Raw genomic sequence first — 19,733 nt, forward strand, 5'->3', positions numbered from 1 at the left:
CCAGCCCGGCGAGTCTGCCGGGAGTTGCAATTTCCAGATCTTCGGGCACCCGTTGCCCGGTGGTGAAGTAGGAAAGCGGAAACTTGGTCCGCAGATGGGCGTTGACGATGCTGCCGTAGCTCTCGCTCTCGTCCAGCTTAGTGAAGATCACGCGGGAAACCGGCAGGACGCCGAACCGCTCCACTATTTCCAGGACCTCCAGGTCCCTGGTGGTGGCTGCCAGGCAAAGATGAATCTCAATGGCGAAGCGCGATTCCAGAAACCCCTTGAGCTCTTCGATCTTCTCGCTGTCCTTGTGGCTGCGGCCGGCCGTATCGATCAGGATCAGCTCCTTGTCGGAGTGGAGCTCGATGGCCGCCTCCAGCTCCGCCGCGGTGGCAGCCACCTCCACCGGCACGCCCATGATGCGCGAGTAGGTCTTCAACTGCTCCACAGCCCCCACCCGGAAGTTGTCGATGGTGATCAGGGCGGCCCGGTGCCCTTCGCGCAGGGCATAGTGGGCGGCCAGCTTGGCTATGGTGGTCGTCTTGCCGACCCCTGTCGGCCCCACCAGGGCGATGATCCGCGGGCCGTTCTTTTTGACGGTCAGGGGGCCGGAGCACTTGATGGCGCTCTTGAATGCCTGGGGCAGGAACGAACGGATCGCCTCCACGGTTCCCCCCTTGCGGGCCTCCGGCTTCAGATGGTCCATGACGGCCCTGATGGCGCCCCGCTCGAGCCCCTTGCGATGGAGCTCGGTCACCACCACCCGCAGCGCAGCCTTGATGCCGCCGGATGCTTTTTCGGTCTCGGCCTGCGGAGCCTTGGCCGGCGCCGGGGCGGCCTCGGCTTTTTCGGCGGGTTGCTCCGCCCCCGCTTCCTTTGCGGCCAGGGTTTTGAAGAGGATCTTCTTCATCTCTTCCAGGTCCTGCCTGGGGATGGAGCGCGGATTGAACTCACGGGCCGCCGGGGCAGAGGCCTCGGCGGCAGCGGCACTTTCCTCGCGGCTTTGCGCCTCGGCGGCCTTGGCCTTGGCCTCCGCTTCCTGGCGCGTCATCTGCTCCACCTTCAGGCGCAGGTCTTTCAACTCCCGGGCCAGGGGGGCCAGCATGGAGTTCTCCAGCATCTCCTTGGCCGAGAGGTTCTGCTCCTGGGCCTCCCGGTAGGGATTGGGCACCGGCTGGCGCGGCTTCACCTCAAGGGCCGCCGTCACCTTGATCACGGGCTTGCTGAAGAAGCCGAGAAAGCCCTTCTTCCGCTCCTTCTTGGAAGAAATGATCATGGCGTCTGGCCCCAGTTCGGCCTTCACCATCTTGAGGGCCTCGGACATGTCCACCGCTTCGAAAGTCTTAACCAGCATTGAGCGTCACCACCCCTAACGATTGAATTTTTATGCCTGACGGCACCTCGTTGTGCGACAGAACCACCAGATTGGGCACGAACCGTTCCGTGAGCTTCTTGACATGTCGCCGGATGGATGGCGAAGCCAGCAGCACCGGCTGGGTTCCGATCTGGTTGAATTTTTCCATTTCCTGCCGGACCCCGGAGAGGATCAATTGGGCCGTATTGGGCTCGATGGCCAGATAGCTCCCCTGGTCCGACGGCTGGATCGCCTCGGCCACGACCTCCTCGACCCGGCGGTCGAGGCTGATGAGGCAGAGGGTGTCGTCGTCCCGCTTGTATTGCTCCACAATGGAGCGACCCAGGCCCTGGCGGACGAACTCGGTCAGGGTGTCAGGGTCCTTGGTGAGCCCGCCGTAGTCGGCCAGGGTCTCCAGCACGGTCCGCAGGTCGCGGATGGAAACCCCTTCCCGCAGCAGGTTCTTGACGACGCGCAGCACGGTCCCCAGGTTCAGGAGGTTCGGCACCAGTTCTTCAACAACCTTGGGGAAGGAGGCGGAGAGGTTGTCCAGCAGTTGCTGGAGCTCCTGACGGCCCACCATTTCGTAGGAATGCTTGCGGATGATCTCGCTGATGTGCGTGGCGATGATGGTGGTGCTGTCCACCACGGTGTAGCCCGCCAGTTGGGCCTGTTCCTTCAGCTCGGGCCTGATCCAGATGGCGGGGAGCCCGAAGACCGGCTCCGTGGTCCGGATGCCCTCGACCGGCATGGAAACGGCGCCCGAATCCATGGCCAGGTACTGCCCGGCCATCTCGCCGCCGCCGACCTTGGCCCCTTTGATGAGGATGTTGTACTCGTGGGGCTTGAGCTGCAGATTGTCGTGGATGTGGACCGGCGGCACCACGAACCCCATCTTCTGGGCATACTGGCGACGGATCGAGCGGATCCGCTCCAGCAACTCGCCCTCCTGAGCCGCATCCACCATGGGGACGAGGCCGTACCCGACCTCCAGCTCCAGCATGTCCAGGGGACGGATGGCGCCGGCCTGGTCGCCGGACTCGCCGGCCTCGGACGGTGCCGGCAGCGTCATGAGGTCGTCCTCCACCACCTGGGCGCTCTCCTTGGCCATCCGCCCCCCCATGTAGGCCGCTCCGGACAAAAGGAAGAAGGCCACATGGGGTAGCCCGGGGATGAGGCCGAAGGCGAAGAGAACGCCCGAGGAGACATAGAATGCCTTGGGATAGTTGAGGAACTGGCCCGAAATTTCGTGGCCGAAGTTCTTCTCGTCTGCCGAGCGGGTCACGATGATACCGGCGGCAGTGGAGATGATGAGTGCCGGGATCTGGGCCACGAGCCCCTCGCCGATGGTCAGCAGCGTGTAGTTCGAGAGGGCGGCCTCCAGGGGCATGCCGTTCTGCCAGACACCGATGATGAAGCCCCCAATGATGTTCACCAGCATGATCAGAATGCCGGCGACCGCGTCGCCACGCACGAACTTGCTGGCACCGTCCATGGAGCCGTAGAAGTCGGCTTCGCGCGACACCCGCGACCGGCGGCGCCGGGCCTCTTTCTCGTTGATGAGCCCCGAGGACAGGTCCGCGTCGATGGCCATCTGCTTGCCGGGCATGGCATCCAGGGTGAAGCGGGCAGCCACCTCGGCCACCCTGCCGGCACCCTTGGTGATGACCACGAAATTGATGATGACCAGAATCAGGAAGATAACCGCGCCGACCACGTAGTTGCCCCCGACCACGAACTGGCCGAAGGCCCTGATCACATGCCCGGCGGCATCGATCCCTTCGTTTCCGTGCAGGAGAATGAGCCGGGTACCGGCCACGTTCAGCGCCAGCCGGAAGAGCGTCGTCACCAGCAGCACAGACGGGAACACCGAAAAATCCAGGGGTTGCTGGGTGTAGAGGGCCACCAACAGAATCGCCAGCGCAATGGTTATGTTGGCGGCCAGGAACAGGTCCAGCAGAAACGCCGGCAACGGGATGATCATCAGGGCCAGGACGCCGATGAGCGCCAGGGCCATATAGATATCCGAATTGCTTTTTACAGGCTGGAGTTCGACTGCGTCCGCCGCCATGTTGGCCATGAGAAAATCCTCTCGTAAAATCAGGCGCTTTTCGTGCGCACCACACTATCTGCAACCGTTGTGCCAGCCGACTGGAGAGGGAACAAAGCAACACCATCGGATTGAATCCGGCGGGCGGGGAATCTTTTTTCAGGGAAAGGGCTAAAGAATAGTGAGAGTTGACCGATACGGATCATGTGATGTCGTATCGACAGCTTTTTGAAACAGGCCCGTCAATGTTTTGACCCCCCACCGAACAAGCCGATAAATCAGGAAAGCACTCCAAACCACCATACCCATCACAACAGATGAAAAAAAACGCCGCCCCGTTTCCGGGGAACGGCGTTTCCATGCAGAACAACAGTCAGAACGGTGCCACGGCGCGACAGCGGGTGGAGCAGTCGGCACCGTGCATGAGGACTGCCAAAGGAGGGACGAGTCTCAGTAGTATTCTTCGCCGTAGGCGGGAACCTCGTCGAGGAAGCCGGGCATCTTGTCGAGCCGCGCCAGGGCGGCATCCACCTCGGCAATGAGCCGCTGCCGGTCCTTGGGGTAGCTGCCGGCCAGCTCCAGGAAATTGGAGACATGGTTGGAGCGAAGAATCGTCCTGGCTGGCGCCAGATGGGCAAGAAGCTCCCGCGCCTCGTGCAGCAGCTCCCGCCGTGTGCACAGGTCGAGGGTGCGGATGAATTCGTCATTGTGGCGATGGAAGAGGGTGAGGAGAGAAAAATACTCGGGACTGACCCGGTTGATCCATTGCGCGGTTGCCCGGGCATGGTCGAGACTGCGACCTCGGCCGGCCAGCCCCAGGATGGCGGTCACCGAGAGCTTCATGCCCGCCTCCCGCGCCTTCAGGGCTTCCCGTGCCATTTCCTCGGCCGCAAACCCCTTGTTGGCCGCGTCCAGGGTCGCATCGTCCCCCGACTCCAGCCCGAAGTAGAGGATACGGAGCTTTTTCCCCCGCAGATGCCGGAGCTCCCCGACGCTCTTGGTGGCCAGGCTCCGGGGTGATGCGTAGGAGCCCACCCGCGTGAGATTCGGGAACACCGACGCCAGCCGGTCAAGGATGGTTGCGAGCCCGTCGAAGGGATAGACCAGGGCGTCGCCGTCGGCCAGGAATACCCGGTCCACCACGGGACGGTAGCGTGCCGGGATGCCATGGATCTCGGCCAGAACCTCGGCCTCGGGCTTCAGACTGAACCGTTTCGTCTTGTACATGCCGCAAAAGGCGCAGTGGTTCTGGGAACAGCCGATGGTTATCTGGAAGATGAGACTGCGCGCCTCGCTCGGCGGACGAAACACGGGTTCGACATAGGTGGGCATGGTCACCTCCCCGTCACCCGAACGCCAGCCGATAGTCCCGGACCAATCCCCCTCTCCATCCAATCAACGCTTGACAGCACGCCAGTGATCCTCTATTTTGTGAAAAGTTTAGTTAACACTGTTAAGCATCATGACTTTACGAGAACGCAGACAAAAACACAAGGCTCTCTTTCGCCAGGAGATTCTCGACGCCGCCCGGGAACTGTTCTCCCAGATCGGGTACGAACGGTTCTCCATGCGTAAGCTTGCGGCCAAAATCGAGCACTCCCCCACAACCATCTACCTCTATTTCCGCGACAAGGACGACCTCCTCTATTCTCTCTGCGAAGAGTTGTTCGCCAAGCTGTTCCAGAGCTACCAGGACATCTCGAAGGGGCACAGCAGCCCATTGCAGGTGTTGCGGCTCTGTCTTTTGAGGTACATCGAGTTCGGGTTGGCAAATCCCGGCCACTACAAGGTCGCCTTCTTCACAAGCCCTGTCGTCTATGGTTCGCCAACGGAATTCCTGCAAAAGGACAGCATGGGACGGCGGACCTACTTCCATATCCTCCAGACCGTTGAAGGGGCCATGGCGGCTGCCGCGCTCCGCCCCATGAACGCAGCCCTTCTCGCACAGACATTATGGACCGCCGTCCATGGCGTCGTGACCTCGCGGATTTACACGGCTGACTTTCCCATGGTGGACGCTGCCCTTCAGGCAGAGACACTGGTGGACGGGCTGCTCGCCGGCTTTGGCACCTGAAAATTTTTTCACCGCACCGTTTACACTGTTAACTGAAGATACCGTAGTTAATATTCTTGCCGCTCAAGGGAAAGGAGACTCGAATGGCAAAGGGAATACTCCACAAGTTTGCCGTAATAGCCGGCAACAAGAAGGCCGGGCGGCCGATTGAGGAAGAACGCACCACCATCGCACCCATAAAAGAGGTAACGGGAAAGGCCGTCCACTGCCGTCAGGCTGTCAAAAAGGCGGAGCAGTATCTCCTGGCGCTCCAGAACCCGGAGGGGTACTGGGTTTTCGAACTGGAGGCGGACGTTACGATACCGTCTGAGTACATCATGCTTCAGCGGTTCCTCGGCAGGGAGATTCCCCCGGAACTGGGGAAGCGGCTGGAGAACTATCTCCTGGACAGGCAACTGCCCGACGGCGGCTGGCCTCTCTACGCCGAGGACGGATTCGCCAACATCAGCGCCACGGTCAAGGCGTATCTCGCCCTCAAGGTGCTGGGGCACTCACCCCAGGCACCCCACATGATACGCGCGCGCCTCATGGTCCTCAGCCTCGGCGGCGCGGCCAGATGCAATGTGTTCACCCGTATCCTGCTGGCCCTGTTCGGCCAGATCCCCTGGCATACCCCGCCGGCAATGCCCGTGGAAATCGTGCTTCTCCCCCAGTGGTTTATCTTCCATTTGAGCAAAGTATCCTACTGGTCGAGAACCGTCATTGTCCCTCTGCTGCTGCTCTACGCCAAACAGCCCGTGTGCCGGCTGCGGCCCGAGGAGGGGGTTCCCGAGCTGTTCAGCACGCCGCCCGACAAACTGCGCCACCTGGATGGCTTTCAACCGGGGCACTGGCGGAAAAACGCCTTCATCATCCTCGACCGCCTGCTCAAGCGTTTCAACCGGCACATTCCTTCCGCCCTGCACCGGAAAGCCATTGCCGAAGCAGAACAGTGGACCAGGTCCCACATGCAGGGCAGCGGCGGGATCGGCGCCATTTTCCCGGCCATGGCCTATGCGGTCATGGCCCTCCGCGTACTCGGCTGCGGGGAAGACGACCCTGACTATATCCGCGGACTGCAGGCCATCGACGACCTGCTCCAGCATCGCACTCCGCAGGAGGCAGATTCCCCCCGCCCGGACGGCGCGTGCATCGACAGCGGCATGTCTGCGGCTTTTGCCCTCACCCCCTCTGCCCACGCGGCAGCGGACGGCACAAGGAGCAGCAGCATCTGCCAGCCGTGCAATTCCCCGATCTGGGACACCTGCCTGAGCCTTTCGGCGCTCATGGAAGCGGGCATGCCGGCGAGCCACCCCGCGGCGAAACAGGCCGTTGAATGGCTCTTGTCACAGCAGATCCTCTCGCCCGGAGACTGGTCGCTGAAGGCTCCCGACCTGGAGGGGGGTGGATGGGCGTTCCAGTTCGAGAACACCCTCTATCCCGACCTGGACGACACATCGAAGGTCATCATGTCGCTTCTGCGGGCCGGCGCGCTGGAGAATGAGCTCTACCGCGACCGGATCGCCCGCGGCGTGAACTGGGTGCTCGGGATGCAGAGCAGTGACGGCGGATGGGCCGCCTTTGACATCGACAACAACCACCACTACCTGAACGACATCCCGTTCGCCGACCATGGGGCGCTCCTCGACCCGAGCACATCGGACCTGACGGGACGCTGCATCGAGCTCCTCTCCATGGTCGGTTTCGACAGGACGTTTCCGCCCATCGCGCGGGGGATCGGGTTCCTGCGCTCGGAGCAGGAAGAAAACGGCGCCTGGTTCGGCCGCTGGGGGGTGAACTACATCTACGGCACTTGGTCGGTGCTGTCCGGCCTCAGGCAGGCCGGTGAAGATATGCAGCAGCCCTATATCCGCAAGGCGGTGGGATGGCTTACGTCATGCCAGAACCACGATGGGGGATGGGGAGAGACCTGCTATTCCTACGACGATCCTTCGCTGGCCGGCAAGGGGGCGAGCACCCCGTCCCAGACCGCCTGGAGCCTCCTGGGGCTCATGGCCGCGGGAGAGGTCCACAGCCTGGCCGTCCGGCGGGGCGTGCGCTACCTGCTCGACCACCAGAATCAATGGGGAACCTGGGAGGAAAAGCATTTTACCGGTACCGGTTTCCCACGGGTCTTTTACCTGCGCTACCATGGGTACCGCCACTTCTTTCCCCTGTGGGCGCTCGGCGTCTATTCACGGCTCAGCTCAGGACAAAAGGCCTGTCAGGACGAACGTCGCCATGCATCACCCGGCGATCTCCATCTGCCTTGGCTGGAGAGGATCAAGAAACGATAGCGGCCTCACTGCCGAGGGAACGCCTCCAGATATTCCCGCCTGAGCCGGTCGACGCCGGCGCTGCCAATGACATCCCAGGGCAATGTTTCGTCAAGGGGAATGTTGCGGTAGACGAGCGAATCGGTGTCGACAGCGAACTCCCGGGCGGCCCGCTTCCAGCTCCCTAATTCGGCGGCCCGGAGCAGAAATGCGGAGAGCCGGCGGTCGCCCCGGGAGAGGAGTGTCTGCAGGTAGGCGTCCCTGGGGCTCTCGGCAATGAGCCGGACGTTTGACAGTTTCCTCACTGCCTGCTGGAGGTAGCTAAGCTTCTTCTCCAGAGAGGCCGTATCTTCCATGCCGCACCACTGGAACGGGGTAAACGGCTTGGGCACAAAGGGGTTAACCGAGAGGATGATCTCACCGAGGCGCCTGTTCTTCCGGGCCGCAGCGATGACCCGCTCGCGGATCTTCCCCACCAGGCGGACCATTTCCTCCAGGTCGTCAGTGGTCTCGGTGGGGAGCCCGATGATGAAGTAGAGCTTCAGGTTCAGGATATCGTGGCCGATCAGCAGGTCGCAGGCGGCGAGAATCTGCTCTTCGGTCAGGTTCTTGCGCACCAGGTCGCGCATCCGCTGGCTGCCCCCCTCCGGCGCCAGGGCCACCGTCTTGTGGCCGCTCGCCTTGAGCACCTCGATCATGTCGTCGTCGAGCCGGTCGATCCGCAGTGACGAAACCGACACCTTCCCTCCCTTCTCCAGGATGAACCGGCAGAGCTCGCCGATGTCCCGGTGGTCGGAGACCGCCGCGCCCACGAGGCCGATCTTCCCACGGCGGGCCAGCCCCGCCACGGCCTGGCGCTTCAGTTCGTCAAGGGAACGCTGGCGGTAGGGAAGGTAGATGAAACCGGCCGCACAGAAGCGGCACCCCCGGGGGCACCCCCGGGAGACCTCCATGAGATACATGTCGGAAAATTCCGTGTCCGGCGTCAAAATCTCGGACACGCTCTCCCGCCGGTCCGGTTCAGCCATCGGCAGCCGCTGCACCTGCTCCGGCGCACCGCGAACCGCCCGGCGGCCGACCACGCGAACGCCGTCGTAGTTCAGGCCATAGCAGGAGGGCACATAGATTCCCGGCAGACGCGCGGCCCGGGCCAGAAAAGGCTCCCGCTCGACGATCCCCTCGTCCCGCACCAGTTCCAGCAACGGGGGCAGCAGCTCCTCCCCCTCCCCCACGCAGATCAGATCGAGAAAATCCGCCACCGGCTCGGGATTGAGGAACAGGGCCGCGCCTCCGGCCATAACGAGGGGATGGGAAGGGGTCCGCTCCGATGCCAGGGGCGGAATGCCGGCCAGGTCGAAGATGACCGGGATGTTCAGGTAGTCGCTTTCGAAGGAAACCGAAAAGGCAATGATATCGAAGGAGCCGAGGGGCTCCCCCGACTCCAGGGAGAGGAGCTTCGTATTGCTCCTGCGGTACTCCCGCAGATCGTCGGCATCGGGGAGAAAGGCCCGGTCACAGAGGATGTCGGGCTCTTCGTTCAGCAGCGCGTGGACCGCCTGGAACCCCAGGTTGCTCATCCCCACGGCATAGCGGTTGGGGTAGACCAGGCAGACGGTCAGCTTGCCGCCGCGCCGTTTGGGGGAAAAGCCTTCCTCCCGGCTCAGGAGACGGCGGTTTTTCTCGATGATTTTCCACGACATGGGGGATCAGGGTACCACGAAGGGAGAAGAGGGAAAAAGGAAAAAAAAGACCCGGCCCCCCTGGAGGGGGTAAATGGGGAGCCGGGGAATGAAAGCAGAGACCGGAACTGCTCCGGCGTGCCGCCTGCTGGCCGCGGCCAGCGCGCCGGAAGATGCTGCTAGTCGACGGACTTCCTCAGGAAGGTCGGGATGTCGTACTGATCCTCGTCGTCGATGAAAAACGCCTTCTGCCGCGAGAGCGAGGGCTCGCGGGTCTGCTGGTTGCGGACAAAGGTCGGGATGTCGCGGTTCACCTCGGCTTTGCCGAAGGGAGTGACGTTCTTCAGCTCCTGGCGGGCCTTCTCCATGTCGAAGCGGTCGCCGAAGCCGGTGGCAATGGCCGTCACCTTGAGCTGGTCGCCCAGGGTCTCGTCGATACTGACGCCGATGATGATGTTGGCGTCCTCGTGGACCTTCTCGTGGATGGACCGGTTCACCGCCTCGAACTCGTCCATGGTCATGGAGGAGGAACCGGCGATGTTCACCAGGACGCCCTTGGCGCCGGAGATGTCCACCTCTTCCAGCAACGGGCTGGAGATGGCGCGCAGGGCGGCTTCCACGGCCCGGTTCTCGCCGGAGGCGATGCCGATACCCATCATGGCCATGCCGCGCTCGCCCATGATCGCCTTCACGTCGGCGAAGTCCACGTTGATGAAGCCGCTGGTGGTGATCAGGTCCGAGATCCCCTGGACCGCCTGGCGGAGCACGTCGTCGGCCGGCTTGAAGGCGTCGATGATCGACATGGACTTGCCGGCCAGGCCGATGAGCCGGTCATTGGGGATGACGATGAGCGAATCCACGTGCTTCTTGAGTTCGCGAATCCCCTCTTCAGCCTTGGAAAGGCGCTGCTTGCCCTCGCGGGAAAAGGGCTTGGTCACCACACCCACGGTGAGTGCTCCCACTTCCTTGGCCACCTCGGCGATGACCGGAGCCGCCCCGGTACCGGTGCCGCCCCCCATGCCAGCGGCCACGAAGATCATGTCCGCACCCTTGAGGAGTTCCGCCACCTGCTCCCGGTCTTCCAGGGCCGCCTCGCGCCCCTGGGAGGGATCGGCACCCGCCCCGAGCCCCTTGGTGAGCTGACGCCCGATCTGGATCTTGGTGGGTGCCTTGGAGATGCGCAGGGCCTGCACATCCGTGTTGGCCACGAGAAAGTCAACCCCTCCGACCTGGCACTCAATCATGGTGTTGACTGCGTTTCCGCCGCTGCCGCCCACGCCGACAACCTTGATCTTTGCACACTGGTCAATGCTCTCATCGAATTCGAACATACCCTACCCCCTTGTTGGTCTAACTATGATGATGCACGTGAATGAACCGAATCAGAAGAATTCCCCGAACCACTCTTTCATCCGCCGCGTTACCCGCCGGAACATGTTCTCGTCGGTCTGGGCCGTGGGGAATTCGCGAATACCCACGTTCTTGCTCCCGTACACGACGAGTCCCACGCCCGTGGCGTAGACCGGCGAGTTGACCACGTCGGTGAGCCCGCCGATCTGCTGGGGCAGGCCCCGGCGCACGGGCAGATTGAAGACCTGCTCGGCCAGCTCCGGCATCCCCTCCAGAATGGTGGTGCCGCCGGTGATGGCGACCCCGGAGGCGATGAGGTCCTCGAAACCGCTCTTGACGATCTCCCGGTTGACCAGGGTGAATATCTCTTCCACCCGGGGCTCCAGGATCTCGGCCAGGAGCTGGCGGGAAAGGACCCTGGGCTTGCGGCCGCCCACGCTGGGCACCTCGATGGTTTCATCCTTGCCCACCAGGGATGCCATGCAGCAGCCGTACTTCTGCTTGATCTTCTCCGCCTCGGCCATGGGCGTGCGCAGCCCCACGGCGATGTCGTTGGTCAGGTGGTTGCCGCCCAGCGACAAGACCGCCGTGTGCTTGATGGCGCCGTCCACGAAAATGGCAATATCGGTGGTGCCGCCGCCGATATCGATGAGCGCCACCCCCAGTTCCTTTTCGTCTGCCGACAGGACCGACTCGGAGGCGGCGAGTTGCTCCAGGACTATGTCGGCCACGTCGAGCCCGGCGCGGTTGCAGGCCTTGATGATGTTCTGGGCGCTGGCCACGGCGCCGGTAACGATGTGGACCCGGGCCTCGAGCCGCACCCCGCTCATGCCGAGGGGCTCGCGGATGCCGTCCTGATCATCGATGATGAACTCCTGGGGAAGGATGTGGATCACTTCCCGGTCCATGGGAATGGCGATGGCCTTGGCCGCGTCGATGACCCGCTTCACGTCCTCGGAGCTCACCTCGCGGTTCTTGATGGCGATGACCCCCTGGGAGTTGATCCCCTTGATGTGGCCGCCGGCAATGCCGGCATAGACCGAGCGGATGTCGCAGCCGGCCATGAGTTCCGCCTCGGAGACCGCCTTCTTGATCGACTCGACGGTGCTCTCGATGTTGATCACGACCCCCTTGCGCATCCCCCGGGAGGGACTTGTGCCGATGCCGACGATGTCGATGCCGTCCTCGGTCACGTTGCCGACGATGGCGCAGATCTTCGTCGTGCCGATATCGAGCCCGACGATCAGATTATCCCTTCTTCCCGACATACCGTTCCCCCCCTTGCTAGCCTTTTTTCACTATGATCTTGTCCAGATAGTCGCAATCGATGTATTCCACCGCCGCCATGTGTTCCCTGAGCTCCCCGTAAATGCGGACGAAGCGGGCGAGCTTGGCCTCGTAGCCGCCGTTGCCCAGTCGGACCGGCACCCCGCCGGCCGCGGTAAAGAGCGTAAGGCCGAAGCCCTTGTCCAGGTGAATCTCAGATACGTCGGCAAGGGTGAACCCTTTACCCCTGCGCAACTGTTCCATGAGCGCCACGGTTCCCTTCAGGGCTTCGCGGGTACCGACGGGGTCCCGCGCCAGGTCCTCCTCGGTGACTCCGGTGATAACCGGGTAATCGAGGCTGTCGCCCTGGGTGAGCGGCTTGAAGACCGTGCCGCCGGCATCCATGTAGTAGAGGAATCCCATGTTCACCACGGCCACCGGCACCCGCTCCACCACCTCGATGGCGAGGGTGTGGGGGAAATAGCGCCTGACCTGCACCTTGTCGATCCAAGGGTTCTTGGCCAACTGACTGCCGATGTCCTGCAGTCTCAGCCCGAGCATCGAATCTCCGGGACGGACTCCGGCCTGCGCGATCACATCGTCCCGCTTGAGGCGCTGAAGCTTCGAAACCTCGATCTCCCTCAGCGGCAGCGGCGCGAACTCCCACTGGGAGAGGTAGCGGTATCCACCATAGCAGATGCCTCCCGCCGTTGCCAGACCGGCCAGGCCGCAGACCAGCCGGCTCCCCCAGGTAATGAGAGGACGCCAGTTGATCGGCTTGCGCTCCCGCTTCACGCGGTTGCGGGTCTGGGCCGGCTTTATCCGTGTCTTGACGTGCAGATCGCGCATATGCCCCGCGCCTAGCTTCCGGCCCCTTCCCCCTTGATTTTCAGCGCTGCGGAAACCAGAATCCTCTCCACCAGGTCCTCGAAGCCGGTCCCGGCCTCCTTGAGGGCGATCTCGGGCAGAAGGCTCAAGGCGGTCATTCCCGGCAGGGTGTTCACCTCCAGGAGATAACACTCGCCCCCTTCCGTCACGAGGAAATCGACTCTGCTGTAGCCGGAGCATCCCAGGGCGCGGTGGGCCGCTTCCCCCTCGGCCAGGAGCCTGCAGTGCAGTTCCGCCGGGAGTGCAGGCGGGCAGATGTGTTCGGCCTTGCCGGCGGTATACTTGGCCTCGAAGTCGTAGAACTCGTTCACGGGAACGATCTCGATGGCCCCCATGGCCCGGTCGTCCAGGATCCCGACCTGGATCTCGCGCCCCTTGATGAAGCGCTCCACCAGGATATCGTCATCATGGCGGAAGGCGGTCTCCAGGGCATAAGGAAGCTCTTCCGGCGACTTCACGATGCTCACCCCCACCGATGACCCTTCCTGGGACGGCTTCACCACCACCGGGTAGCCGAATCCTTCCGCCACCGGGTCAACCGCCTCGCCCCGGCGCACGACCCGGTAGGGGGCGATCGTGAGCCCCCGGGCGGCGAAGACCTCTTTGGCGACGATCTTGTTCATGGCAAGGGCGCTGGCCAGGACTCCCGATCCGGTGTAGGGGATGCCCATGAGCTCCAGCAGTCCCTGGACGGTTCCGTCCTCCCCGTAGCGGCCGTGGAGGCAGATGAAGGCAACATCGATCCACTCCCGGACCAGGACCTGCGGGAGATCCCGGCCGACGTCCACAGGAACCGCGTCATATCCCCGGCTCTGGAGGGCCTTCAACACAGCGCCACCGCTGGCAAGGGACACTTCGCGCTCGGCCGAGAGCCCTCCCATAAGTACGCCTATCTTCCTGGTTTTCAACTCATCCCTCGTCATTGCCGCTCCGCGCGAGGCATCACAACCCCTTACTCATCACCGAAAATGTTGACTTCTTCTTCAAGAGCCGTGCCGCTTTTGAGCTTCACCGCCTCCTTGATGCGTGCTGCCAGGGCCAGGAAATCGGCGGCCGTGGCCCCCCCCCGGTTGACCAGAAAGTTGGCGTGGACCTCGGACACCTGGGCTCCTCCCACCCGAGCCCCCCTGAGCCCCGCATCTTCGATCAGCCGCCAGGCCGCCTGACCGGGCGGGTTCTTGAAGAAAGACCCCGCATTGGGGAAGCCGACCTGTTGGCTGGCGGCCCGGTGGGCTCGGTACCCGTCGATCCGTTCGCCGATCCGCCGGGGATCGGCGGGATCGAGCACGAACGTGGCCCCGATGATGATTTCTCCCGGTTGCAGCCTGAGGTACCGGTAGCCGTAATCGAACAGTTCACGCCCCTTGCGCTCGAAGCCCGCAGTGCCGATGGTCAGGATCTCTTCGACCCGGTCGAGAATGGCATTGCCGTGCGCGCCGGCATTCATGGCAAGGGCACCGCCGACGGTGCCGGGAATCCCACAGAGAAACTCCAGGCCGGCAAGGCCTTCGTCCCGGAGAAAGACCGTCAGCCTGCCATTGGCCACTCCGGCCCCCACCCCGGCCCGGTTTCCTTCGAGCCGCTCCAGGGTGGTCATGCGCGCCGGCGAAATCACGACGCCCCGAAAGCCTCCGTCGCGGATCAGGAGGTTGTAGCCCCCCCCCACTGCCAGCCAGGGAGTGCCGGTTTCGGCCAGAAGTGCCAGGAGCACCCGCATGTCGTCGGGGTCGGCCGGGGTGACGAAGAAGTCCGCCGGGCCGCCCACTTTCAGCGACGTATGGCGCGCCATGGGCTCGTCCCGGAGGATCTCCCCCCGCACTTCCGCCTCAAGCCGTGCCGCCAACCGATCGTTCAAAGAACCACTCCGGGCCCGCTAGGACTGCCGGGCTTCTTTCAGTTTCGCGAGGAACGCCTCGCCGGACTGCCAGATATTTCCCGCCCCCAGGGTCAGCACGATGTCGCCGGGCTGCACGACCGTCAGCAGGTGCTCGGGAAGCACCTCCCGGTCGGCCACATAGGTCACGTCGCGCTGGCCGTGCTTGCGGATCTCCTCGGCCAGTCGCTCGGCCGACACACCTTCAATGGGGGCCTCGCCGGCCGGATAAACATCCGTCAGGACCAGCACGTCTGCGTCGTAGAAACAGGTGACGAACTCGGTGAACAGTTCCTTGGTCCGGCTGAACCGGTGGGGCTGGAACGCCACCACGAGCCGCCTCTCGGGCCAGCCGCTCTTGCCGGCAGCCAGGGTGGCCCGGATCTCCGCCGGATGGTGGCCGTAATCATCAACCACGGTGATGCCGTCCGTCTCTCCCTTTACCTGGAAACGCCGTCCTACCCCGCCGAACGTGGCGAACCCTTCCTGAATCTGTGGGAAGGGGACGTCCAGCTCCATGGCAACGGCGATACAGGCAAGGGCATTCAGCACGTTGTGGGCGCCGGGCATGGAGAAGGATACCTCACCCATGCGGTATCCCTTGTAGTGGGCCACAAAAGAAGTGGTCCCCCCTTCGAGCCGGATGTGGGTCGCACGGATGTCGGCCTGGGACGAAAGGCCATAGGTGACGAAGCGCTTCTTCACCCGCGGGAGGATCTCGGCGATGTTGCGGTCTTCCAGGCAGAGTACTGCCAGCCCGTAAAAGGGAATCTTGTTGATGAAGTCGACAAAGGTGTCCTTGATCTGATCGATCCCGCCGGTATAGAAGTCGAGGTGGTCGGCGTCGATATTGGTCACCACCGCAATCGTAGGCGAGAGCTTCAGGAACGAGCCGTCCGACTCGTCGGCTTCGGCCACCAGGAACTGGCCCTGGCCAAGCTTGGCGTTGGTGCCGAGGGTGTTGAGCTTGCCGCCGATGACGATGGTGGGATCGATGCCGCCGTGGGTAAGAACCGTCGCCACCATGGAGGTGGTGGTGGTCTTGCCGTGGGTGCCCGCGATGGCGATGCCGTACTTCATCCGCATCAGTTCCGCCAGCATCTCGGCCCGGGGGATCACCGGAATCATCCGCCGCTTGGCCTCGACCACCTCCGGGTTGTCGTCGCGGACCGCCGTGGAGGTGACCACCACGTCCACATCGGCCAGGTTCTCCCGGGCATGCCCGAAGCGGATTTCTCCCCCGAGCGAGGCGAGCCGGTCGGTGGTGTCGGACTGCTTCAGATCGGAGCCCGACACCTTGTACCCCAGGTTGAGGAGCACCTCGGCAATTCCGCTCATGCCGATGCCGCCGATGCCGACGAAGTGAATTTTCTCTATTTTACCGTACATGGTTACTCTTCTTTCCTTGTGCGTGCCACCATCTCGTCGACAATGGCCTGGGCCGCATCCAGCCGGGCAAGCCCCTGGGCCGCCTCGCCGACGGCCTTGAGCCGCGCCTGGTCGTCCATGAGGTCGCGGATCGCTTGTGCCAGCACCTTGCCTGAAAGTTCCTGCTCGATAATGACGAACCCGGCTCCCCGCTTGAGGAGCGATTCGGCGTTGCGGCGCTGGTGGTCGTCCACGGCGTGGGGATAGGGGATGAAGATGCAGGGCTTGCCGCAGGCGGTTACCTCGGCGATGGTGGTGGCCCCTGCCCGGCAGACGATCAGGTCTGCCCAGCGATAGGCATCGGCCATGGAATCGATGAAGGCCACTACGTCGGCTGCGAAGCCTTGCTCTTCATAGGCGGCGGTCACATCTTCCAGATCGTTCTCCCCGGTCTGGTGGGTGATCCGCAGCCTCTCCTTCATCTCCTTCAGGAAGGACAGAGCCTCGCCCATGGTCAGGTTGATCCGGTGGGCGCCGGCGCTGCCGCCGAAGACCAGGAGATGGAAGGCGTCATCGCCCCGCTCCCGGCGTTCGGCCAGGGCAACCTGCTGCAGGATCTGGCGGCGGAGCGGATTGCCGGTCAGGAGCGTCTTGTCCTCGGGAAAATACGTCCGCGACTCCTCGAGGGAGATGAATATCTTGTCTGCCACCTTGGCCAGCATCCGGTTGGTGAAGCCCGGGATGGCGTTCTGCTCGTGGATGAAACGCGGGATCTGCATCCCCCGCGCCGCCATCAGGGCGGGCGCCGAGGCATATCCGCCGACGCCGAGCACCAGGTCCGGACTGAACTCCTTCAGGATCTTGCGCGATTGGGCGTAGCCGTAGAGGAATTTGGCAAGCCCCTTGGCCCGGGCCAGACTCCCCTTGCCCCGGATGCCGGCCGCGGTGATGCATTCGAGCCGGTACCCCGTTTTGGGCAACACCCGCGCCTCGATCCCTTTCCAGGTCCCCACGAAGAGGACTTCGTTCCGTTTGTCGCGGGCGAGGAATTCCTCGGCCACCGCTATGCCCGGGAAGAGATGCCCGCCCGTTCCCCCTCCGGCTATCAGCAGCTTCATGGCGCCCCCTTGAGCCGCGTCGAGATATTGAGAAGGATCCCCACCGCGAACAGTGTCACTATCAATGAACTTCCTCCGTAGCTGATAAAGGGAAGCGCCAGGCCTTTGGTGGGCAGGAGCCCCGTCACCACCGCCATGTTGACGAACGCCTGGATCCCGAGCAGCGTGGCAATGCCGAATGCCAGGAACCGCCCGAAGGGCTCCTGGGCCATGAGCGCCACCCGGACGCCGCGCAGGACCAGCATGAGGAACATGGCGGCGATGACCGTCACGCCGACGAGCCCCAGCTCTTCGCCGGTGACCGACAGGATGAAGTCCGTGTGGGCCTCGGGAAGATAGAACATTTTCTGCTTGCCCTCGCCGAGCCCCTGGCCGAGCACCCCGCCGTTGCCGAAGGCAAGCCACGATTGGATGATCTGGAAGCCGGTATCGGTGGGGTCCTCCCACGGGTTGAGGTAGGCAAGGATGCGCCGGCGCCGGTAATCCACGTTCATGACGAGGAAGTAGAGAATCGGCAGAGCCACCATCCCCATGGCGATGATGTAGCGCGGCCGGGTCCCCGCCGCGAAGAGCATGATGATGGCCACCAGTCCCATGGTGAGGGCCGCGCCCAGGTCGTGCTGCTTGAGAAGGATCAGCAGGACGGCGGACAGGAGCACCATGTACGGGAGAAAGCCCGTGGAAAAGAATTTTACCTTATCCTGTTTTTTATCGAGCGAATAGGCCATGTAAACGATGAGTGCGATCTTTGCCAGCTCCGACGGCTGGAAATTGAATCCCGGCAGCCTGATCCACCGGGACGCCCCCTTGGCCGCTCCGCCGATTCCCGGGATGAAGACGAGAAACAGGAGAAAGAGGCAGCCCAACAGGATCGGGACGGCGTACTCGCGCCAGATGCGGTAGTCAATCCGCATGGCAACGGCCATGACGCCGAAGCCGAGGAGCGCGTAAACGCCCTGGCGCTTGAGAAAGTAGAACCCGTCGTGGAACTTCTTGGTAGCCACGACCGAGGAGGCCGAGTAGACCATCACCACCCCGAAGCAGGTGAGAGCCACCGCCATGAGGAGGATCACGAGGTCGTAGCGCTCGATCTCCCTTACGTTCAGGCCCAGGTTCACGGCGCGCCTCCCGGACTCAGCGCGTCCACGGCGGCGCGGAACCGCTGCGCCCGTTCTTCGTAATCGCGGAACATGTCAAAGCTGGAGCAGGCGGGCGAGAAGAGGACCACTCCCCCCGGCAGCGTCAGGGAGGCGGCCAGTTCCACGGCCTCTTCCAGGGTCGCTGCCATGCGGGTGTCCGTAAGATGTCCCAGTTCGTGGGCCATCCGCTCCTTTGCCTCGCCGATCAGGATCATGTGCCGTACGCGCTCGGCCACGAGGCCGGCGAGGGGGGCATAGCTTCCCCCCTTGTCCTTGCCGCCGGCGATGAGGGTGATGTCGTTGAAGCTTGCCAGCGCCTTTTCCACGCTTCCCACATTGGTGGCCTTGCTGTCCTCGAAGTAGCGGACGCCGTTGAGTTCGCGCACCAGTTCCATCCGGTGGGGGAGTCCGCCGAACGCCTCAACGCATGCCAGCGCCCGTTCGGCATTGCATCCCAGAAGCAGCGCGGCGGCCAGGGATGCCATGATGTTCTCGATGTTGTGGACCCCGGTGACTCTGAAGCGGTCCGTGGGAAACCGCTCCTGGCGGCCGCCATGGCGGAAGGTGATGACCCCGTCCCGGCAGAATATCCCCTCGCTAAGCTCCCGTTGCCGGCTCATGGGGAACACTGCGGCGTGCGTCCTGCCGGCGAGCCCCGCCACGATCGGATCGTCCATGTTGAGGACCGCCCAGTCCGACGCGGTCTGGTTCTCGAAAATCCGGGCCTTGGCGTCGATATACTCCTGATAGGTGGCGTACCGGTCCAGGTGGTCCTCGGTGATGTTGAGGAGCACCGCGACCGTGGGCCGGAACGAGCGGATCCATTCAAGCTGGAAGGAGCTGATCTCAACCACCACCCGGTCCACTGTTGCCCCGGTCTCCACCAGTTCGATGAGCGGATTGCCGATGTTTCCCCCAACGAACGTCCGGAATCCGCATCCCGCGAAGAGTTCGCCCGTGAGGGTCGTGGTGGTCGTCTTGCCGTTGGTGCCCGTGATGGCCACCAGAGGCGCGGTGATGAACCGGGACGCAAGCTCGATCTCGGTAACGACCTCACGCCCGGCCCGCCGCGCCGCCTGGAGATAGGGGCTTTCCTGGGGCACGCCCGGGCTTACCACCACCGTTTCGGCCGCAGCGAAGTCAGCCTCGTCGTGGCGTCCCAGCACGTAGGTCACAGGGAGGCCGGCCAGTTGCTCCAGCGGACCGGCCAGGGCGGTCTCGTCCCGCAGGTCGGTCACGGTCACCCGTGCGCCCCGCGCGGCCAGGAAGCGGGCGACCGCCACCCCGGTCCGGGCGAGGCCCACAACGAGTATGTTCTTTCCTTCAAGGTCCAT

Annotated in this window: 15 protein-coding genes; 2 read left to right on the forward strand and 13 right to left on the reverse strand. The window is 63.4% G+C overall.

All coding sequences use genetic code 11. The features are described from left to right. The 3 genes from flhF to AC6CDK_RS04375 all read right to left on the reverse strand — a co-directional run. The coding region (gene flhF / locus AC6CDK_RS04365; RefSeq protein ID WP_496639733.1) for a flagellar biosynthesis GTPase FlhF at positions 1 to 1,339 on the reverse strand (1,339 nt) is incomplete at its 3' end. Then, entirely contained in the window at positions 1,329 to 3,419 is a 2,091-nt protein-coding gene (gene flhA, locus AC6CDK_RS04370; RefSeq protein ID WP_039646812.1) for a flagellar biosynthesis protein FlhA, read from the reverse strand. The genes flhA and flhF, both read right to left, overlap by 11 nt. Before the next feature lie 420 nt (positions 3,420 to 3,839). Continuing rightward, complete coding sequence (locus tag AC6CDK_RS04375; protein ID WP_039646814.1) at positions 3,840 to 4,721, reverse strand: radical SAM protein; 882 nt, start codon at positions 4,719 to 4,721, stop codon at positions 3,840 to 3,842. 130 nt (positions 4,722 to 4,851) lie between these two features. On the opposite strand from AC6CDK_RS04375, the gene AC6CDK_RS04380 reads away from it, so the two are divergent. After that, positions 4,852 to 5,463, forward strand: coding sequence for a TetR/AcrR family transcriptional regulator (locus AC6CDK_RS04380; protein WP_039646816.1), 612 nt, complete (start codon positions 4,852 to 4,854; stop codon positions 5,461 to 5,463). Between the two features lie 83 nt (positions 5,464 to 5,546). Continuing rightward, complete coding sequence (shc, locus tag AC6CDK_RS04385; RefSeq protein ID WP_039646818.1) at positions 5,547 to 7,739, forward strand: squalene--hopene cyclase; 2,193 nt, start codon at positions 5,547 to 5,549, stop codon at positions 7,737 to 7,739. Positions 7,740 to 7,744: 5 nt separating this feature from the next. On the opposite strand, the gene AC6CDK_RS04390 is transcribed toward shc, so the two are convergent. The 10 genes from AC6CDK_RS04390 to murD all read right to left on the reverse strand — a co-directional run bounded on the left by AC6CDK_RS04390 (position 7,745) and on the right by murD (position 19,733). Continuing rightward, positions 7,745 to 9,418, reverse strand: a complete 1,674-nt coding sequence (locus tag AC6CDK_RS04390) for a radical SAM protein (RefSeq protein ID WP_192905370.1) — start codon at positions 9,416 to 9,418, stop codon at positions 7,745 to 7,747. Positions 9,419 to 9,576: 158 nt separating this feature from the next. Beyond that, a complete protein-coding gene (gene ftsZ, locus AC6CDK_RS04395) occupies positions 9,577 to 10,728 on the reverse strand; it encodes a cell division protein FtsZ (RefSeq protein ID WP_039646822.1) in 1,152 nt (383 codons plus the stop codon). Positions 10,729 to 10,779: 51 nt separating this feature from the next. Then, entirely contained in the window at positions 10,780 to 12,015 is a 1,236-nt protein-coding gene (ftsA, locus tag AC6CDK_RS04400; RefSeq protein ID WP_039646824.1) for a cell division protein FtsA, read from the reverse strand. Between the two features lie 16 nt (positions 12,016 to 12,031). After that, on the reverse strand, positions 12,032 to 12,862 hold the full coding sequence (locus tag AC6CDK_RS04405) for a cell division protein FtsQ/DivIB (protein WP_039646826.1): 831 nt from the start codon (positions 12,860 to 12,862) through the stop codon (positions 12,032 to 12,034). An 11-nt stretch (positions 12,863 to 12,873) separates the two neighbouring features. After that, entirely contained in the window at positions 12,874 to 13,824 is a 951-nt protein-coding gene (locus AC6CDK_RS04410) for a D-alanine--D-alanine ligase (protein ID WP_192905371.1), read from the reverse strand. A 29-nt stretch (positions 13,825 to 13,853) separates the two neighbouring features. Further along, the gene (murB, locus tag AC6CDK_RS04415) at positions 13,854 to 14,756 is read right to left on the reverse strand and encodes a UDP-N-acetylmuramate dehydrogenase (protein ID WP_192905372.1); all 903 of its coding nucleotides are present in this window, start codon (positions 14,754 to 14,756) and stop codon (positions 13,854 to 13,856) included. A gap of 18 nt (positions 14,757 to 14,774) precedes the next feature. Continuing rightward, entirely contained in the window at positions 14,775 to 16,163 is a 1,389-nt protein-coding gene (gene murC / locus AC6CDK_RS04420) for a UDP-N-acetylmuramate--L-alanine ligase (protein ID WP_039646832.1), read from the reverse strand. A 2-nt stretch (positions 16,164 to 16,165) separates the two neighbouring features. Then, a complete protein-coding gene (murG, locus tag AC6CDK_RS04425; protein WP_192905373.1) occupies positions 16,166 to 17,260 on the reverse strand; it encodes an undecaprenyldiphospho-muramoylpentapeptide beta-N-acetylglucosaminyltransferase in 1,095 nt (364 codons plus the stop codon). Further along, positions 17,257 to 18,378 (reverse strand): putative lipid II flippase FtsW, encoded by a 1,122-nt coding sequence (gene ftsW, locus AC6CDK_RS04430; RefSeq protein WP_192905374.1) that lies wholly within the window; start codon positions 18,376 to 18,378, stop codon positions 17,257 to 17,259. Before ftsW ends, murG begins: the two co-directional genes overlap by 4 nt. Beyond that, on the reverse strand, positions 18,375 to 19,733 hold the full coding sequence (gene murD, locus AC6CDK_RS04435) for a UDP-N-acetylmuramoyl-L-alanine--D-glutamate ligase (protein WP_039646837.1): 1,359 nt from the start codon (positions 19,731 to 19,733) through the stop codon (positions 18,375 to 18,377). Before murD ends, ftsW begins: the two co-directional genes overlap by 4 nt.

The organism is Geobacter sp. PheSNFMC, assembly GCF_059620965.1.

What these genes read in the sequence shown, in the direction of transcription:
- AC6CDK_RS04375 (WP_039646814.1), bottom strand. Translation starts at nt 4,721, where the DNA reads ATGCCCACCTATGTCGAACCCGTGTTTCGTCCGCCGAGCGAGGCGCGC.
- murC (WP_039646832.1), bottom strand. Translation starts at nt 16,163, where the DNA reads ATGTACGGTAAAATAGAGAAAATTCACTTCGTCGGCATCGGCGGCATC.
- ftsA (WP_039646824.1), bottom strand. Translation starts at nt 12,015, where the DNA reads ATGTCGGGAAGAAGGGATAATCTGATCGTCGGGCTCGATATCGGCACG.
- murD (WP_039646837.1), bottom strand. Translation starts at nt 19,733, where the DNA reads ATGGACCTTGAAGGAAAGAACATACTCGTTGTGGGCCTCGCCCGGACC.
- AC6CDK_RS04380 (WP_039646816.1), top strand. Translation starts at nt 4,852, where the DNA reads ATGACTTTACGAGAACGCAGACAAAAACACAAGGCTCTCTTTCGCCAG.
- AC6CDK_RS04410 (WP_192905371.1), bottom strand. Translation starts at nt 13,824, where the DNA reads ATGACGAGGGATGAGTTGAAAACCAGGAAGATAGGCGTACTTATGGGA.
- flhA (WP_039646812.1), bottom strand. Translation starts at nt 3,419, where the DNA reads ATGGCCAACATGGCGGCGGACGCAGTCGAACTCCAGCCTGTAAAAAGC.
- ftsZ (WP_039646822.1), bottom strand. Translation starts at nt 10,728, where the DNA reads ATGTTCGAATTCGATGAGAGCATTGACCAGTGTGCAAAGATCAAGGTT.
- shc (WP_039646818.1), top strand. Translation starts at nt 5,547, where the DNA reads ATGGCAAAGGGAATACTCCACAAGTTTGCCGTAATAGCCGGCAACAAG.
- AC6CDK_RS04405 (WP_039646826.1), bottom strand. Translation starts at nt 12,862, where the DNA reads ATGCGCGATCTGCACGTCAAGACACGGATAAAGCCGGCCCAGACCCGC.
- AC6CDK_RS04390 (WP_192905370.1), bottom strand. Translation starts at nt 9,418, where the DNA reads ATGTCGTGGAAAATCATCGAGAAAAACCGCCGTCTCCTGAGCCGGGAG.
- murG (WP_192905373.1), bottom strand. Translation starts at nt 17,260, where the DNA reads ATGAAGCTGCTGATAGCCGGAGGGGGAACGGGCGGGCATCTCTTCCCG.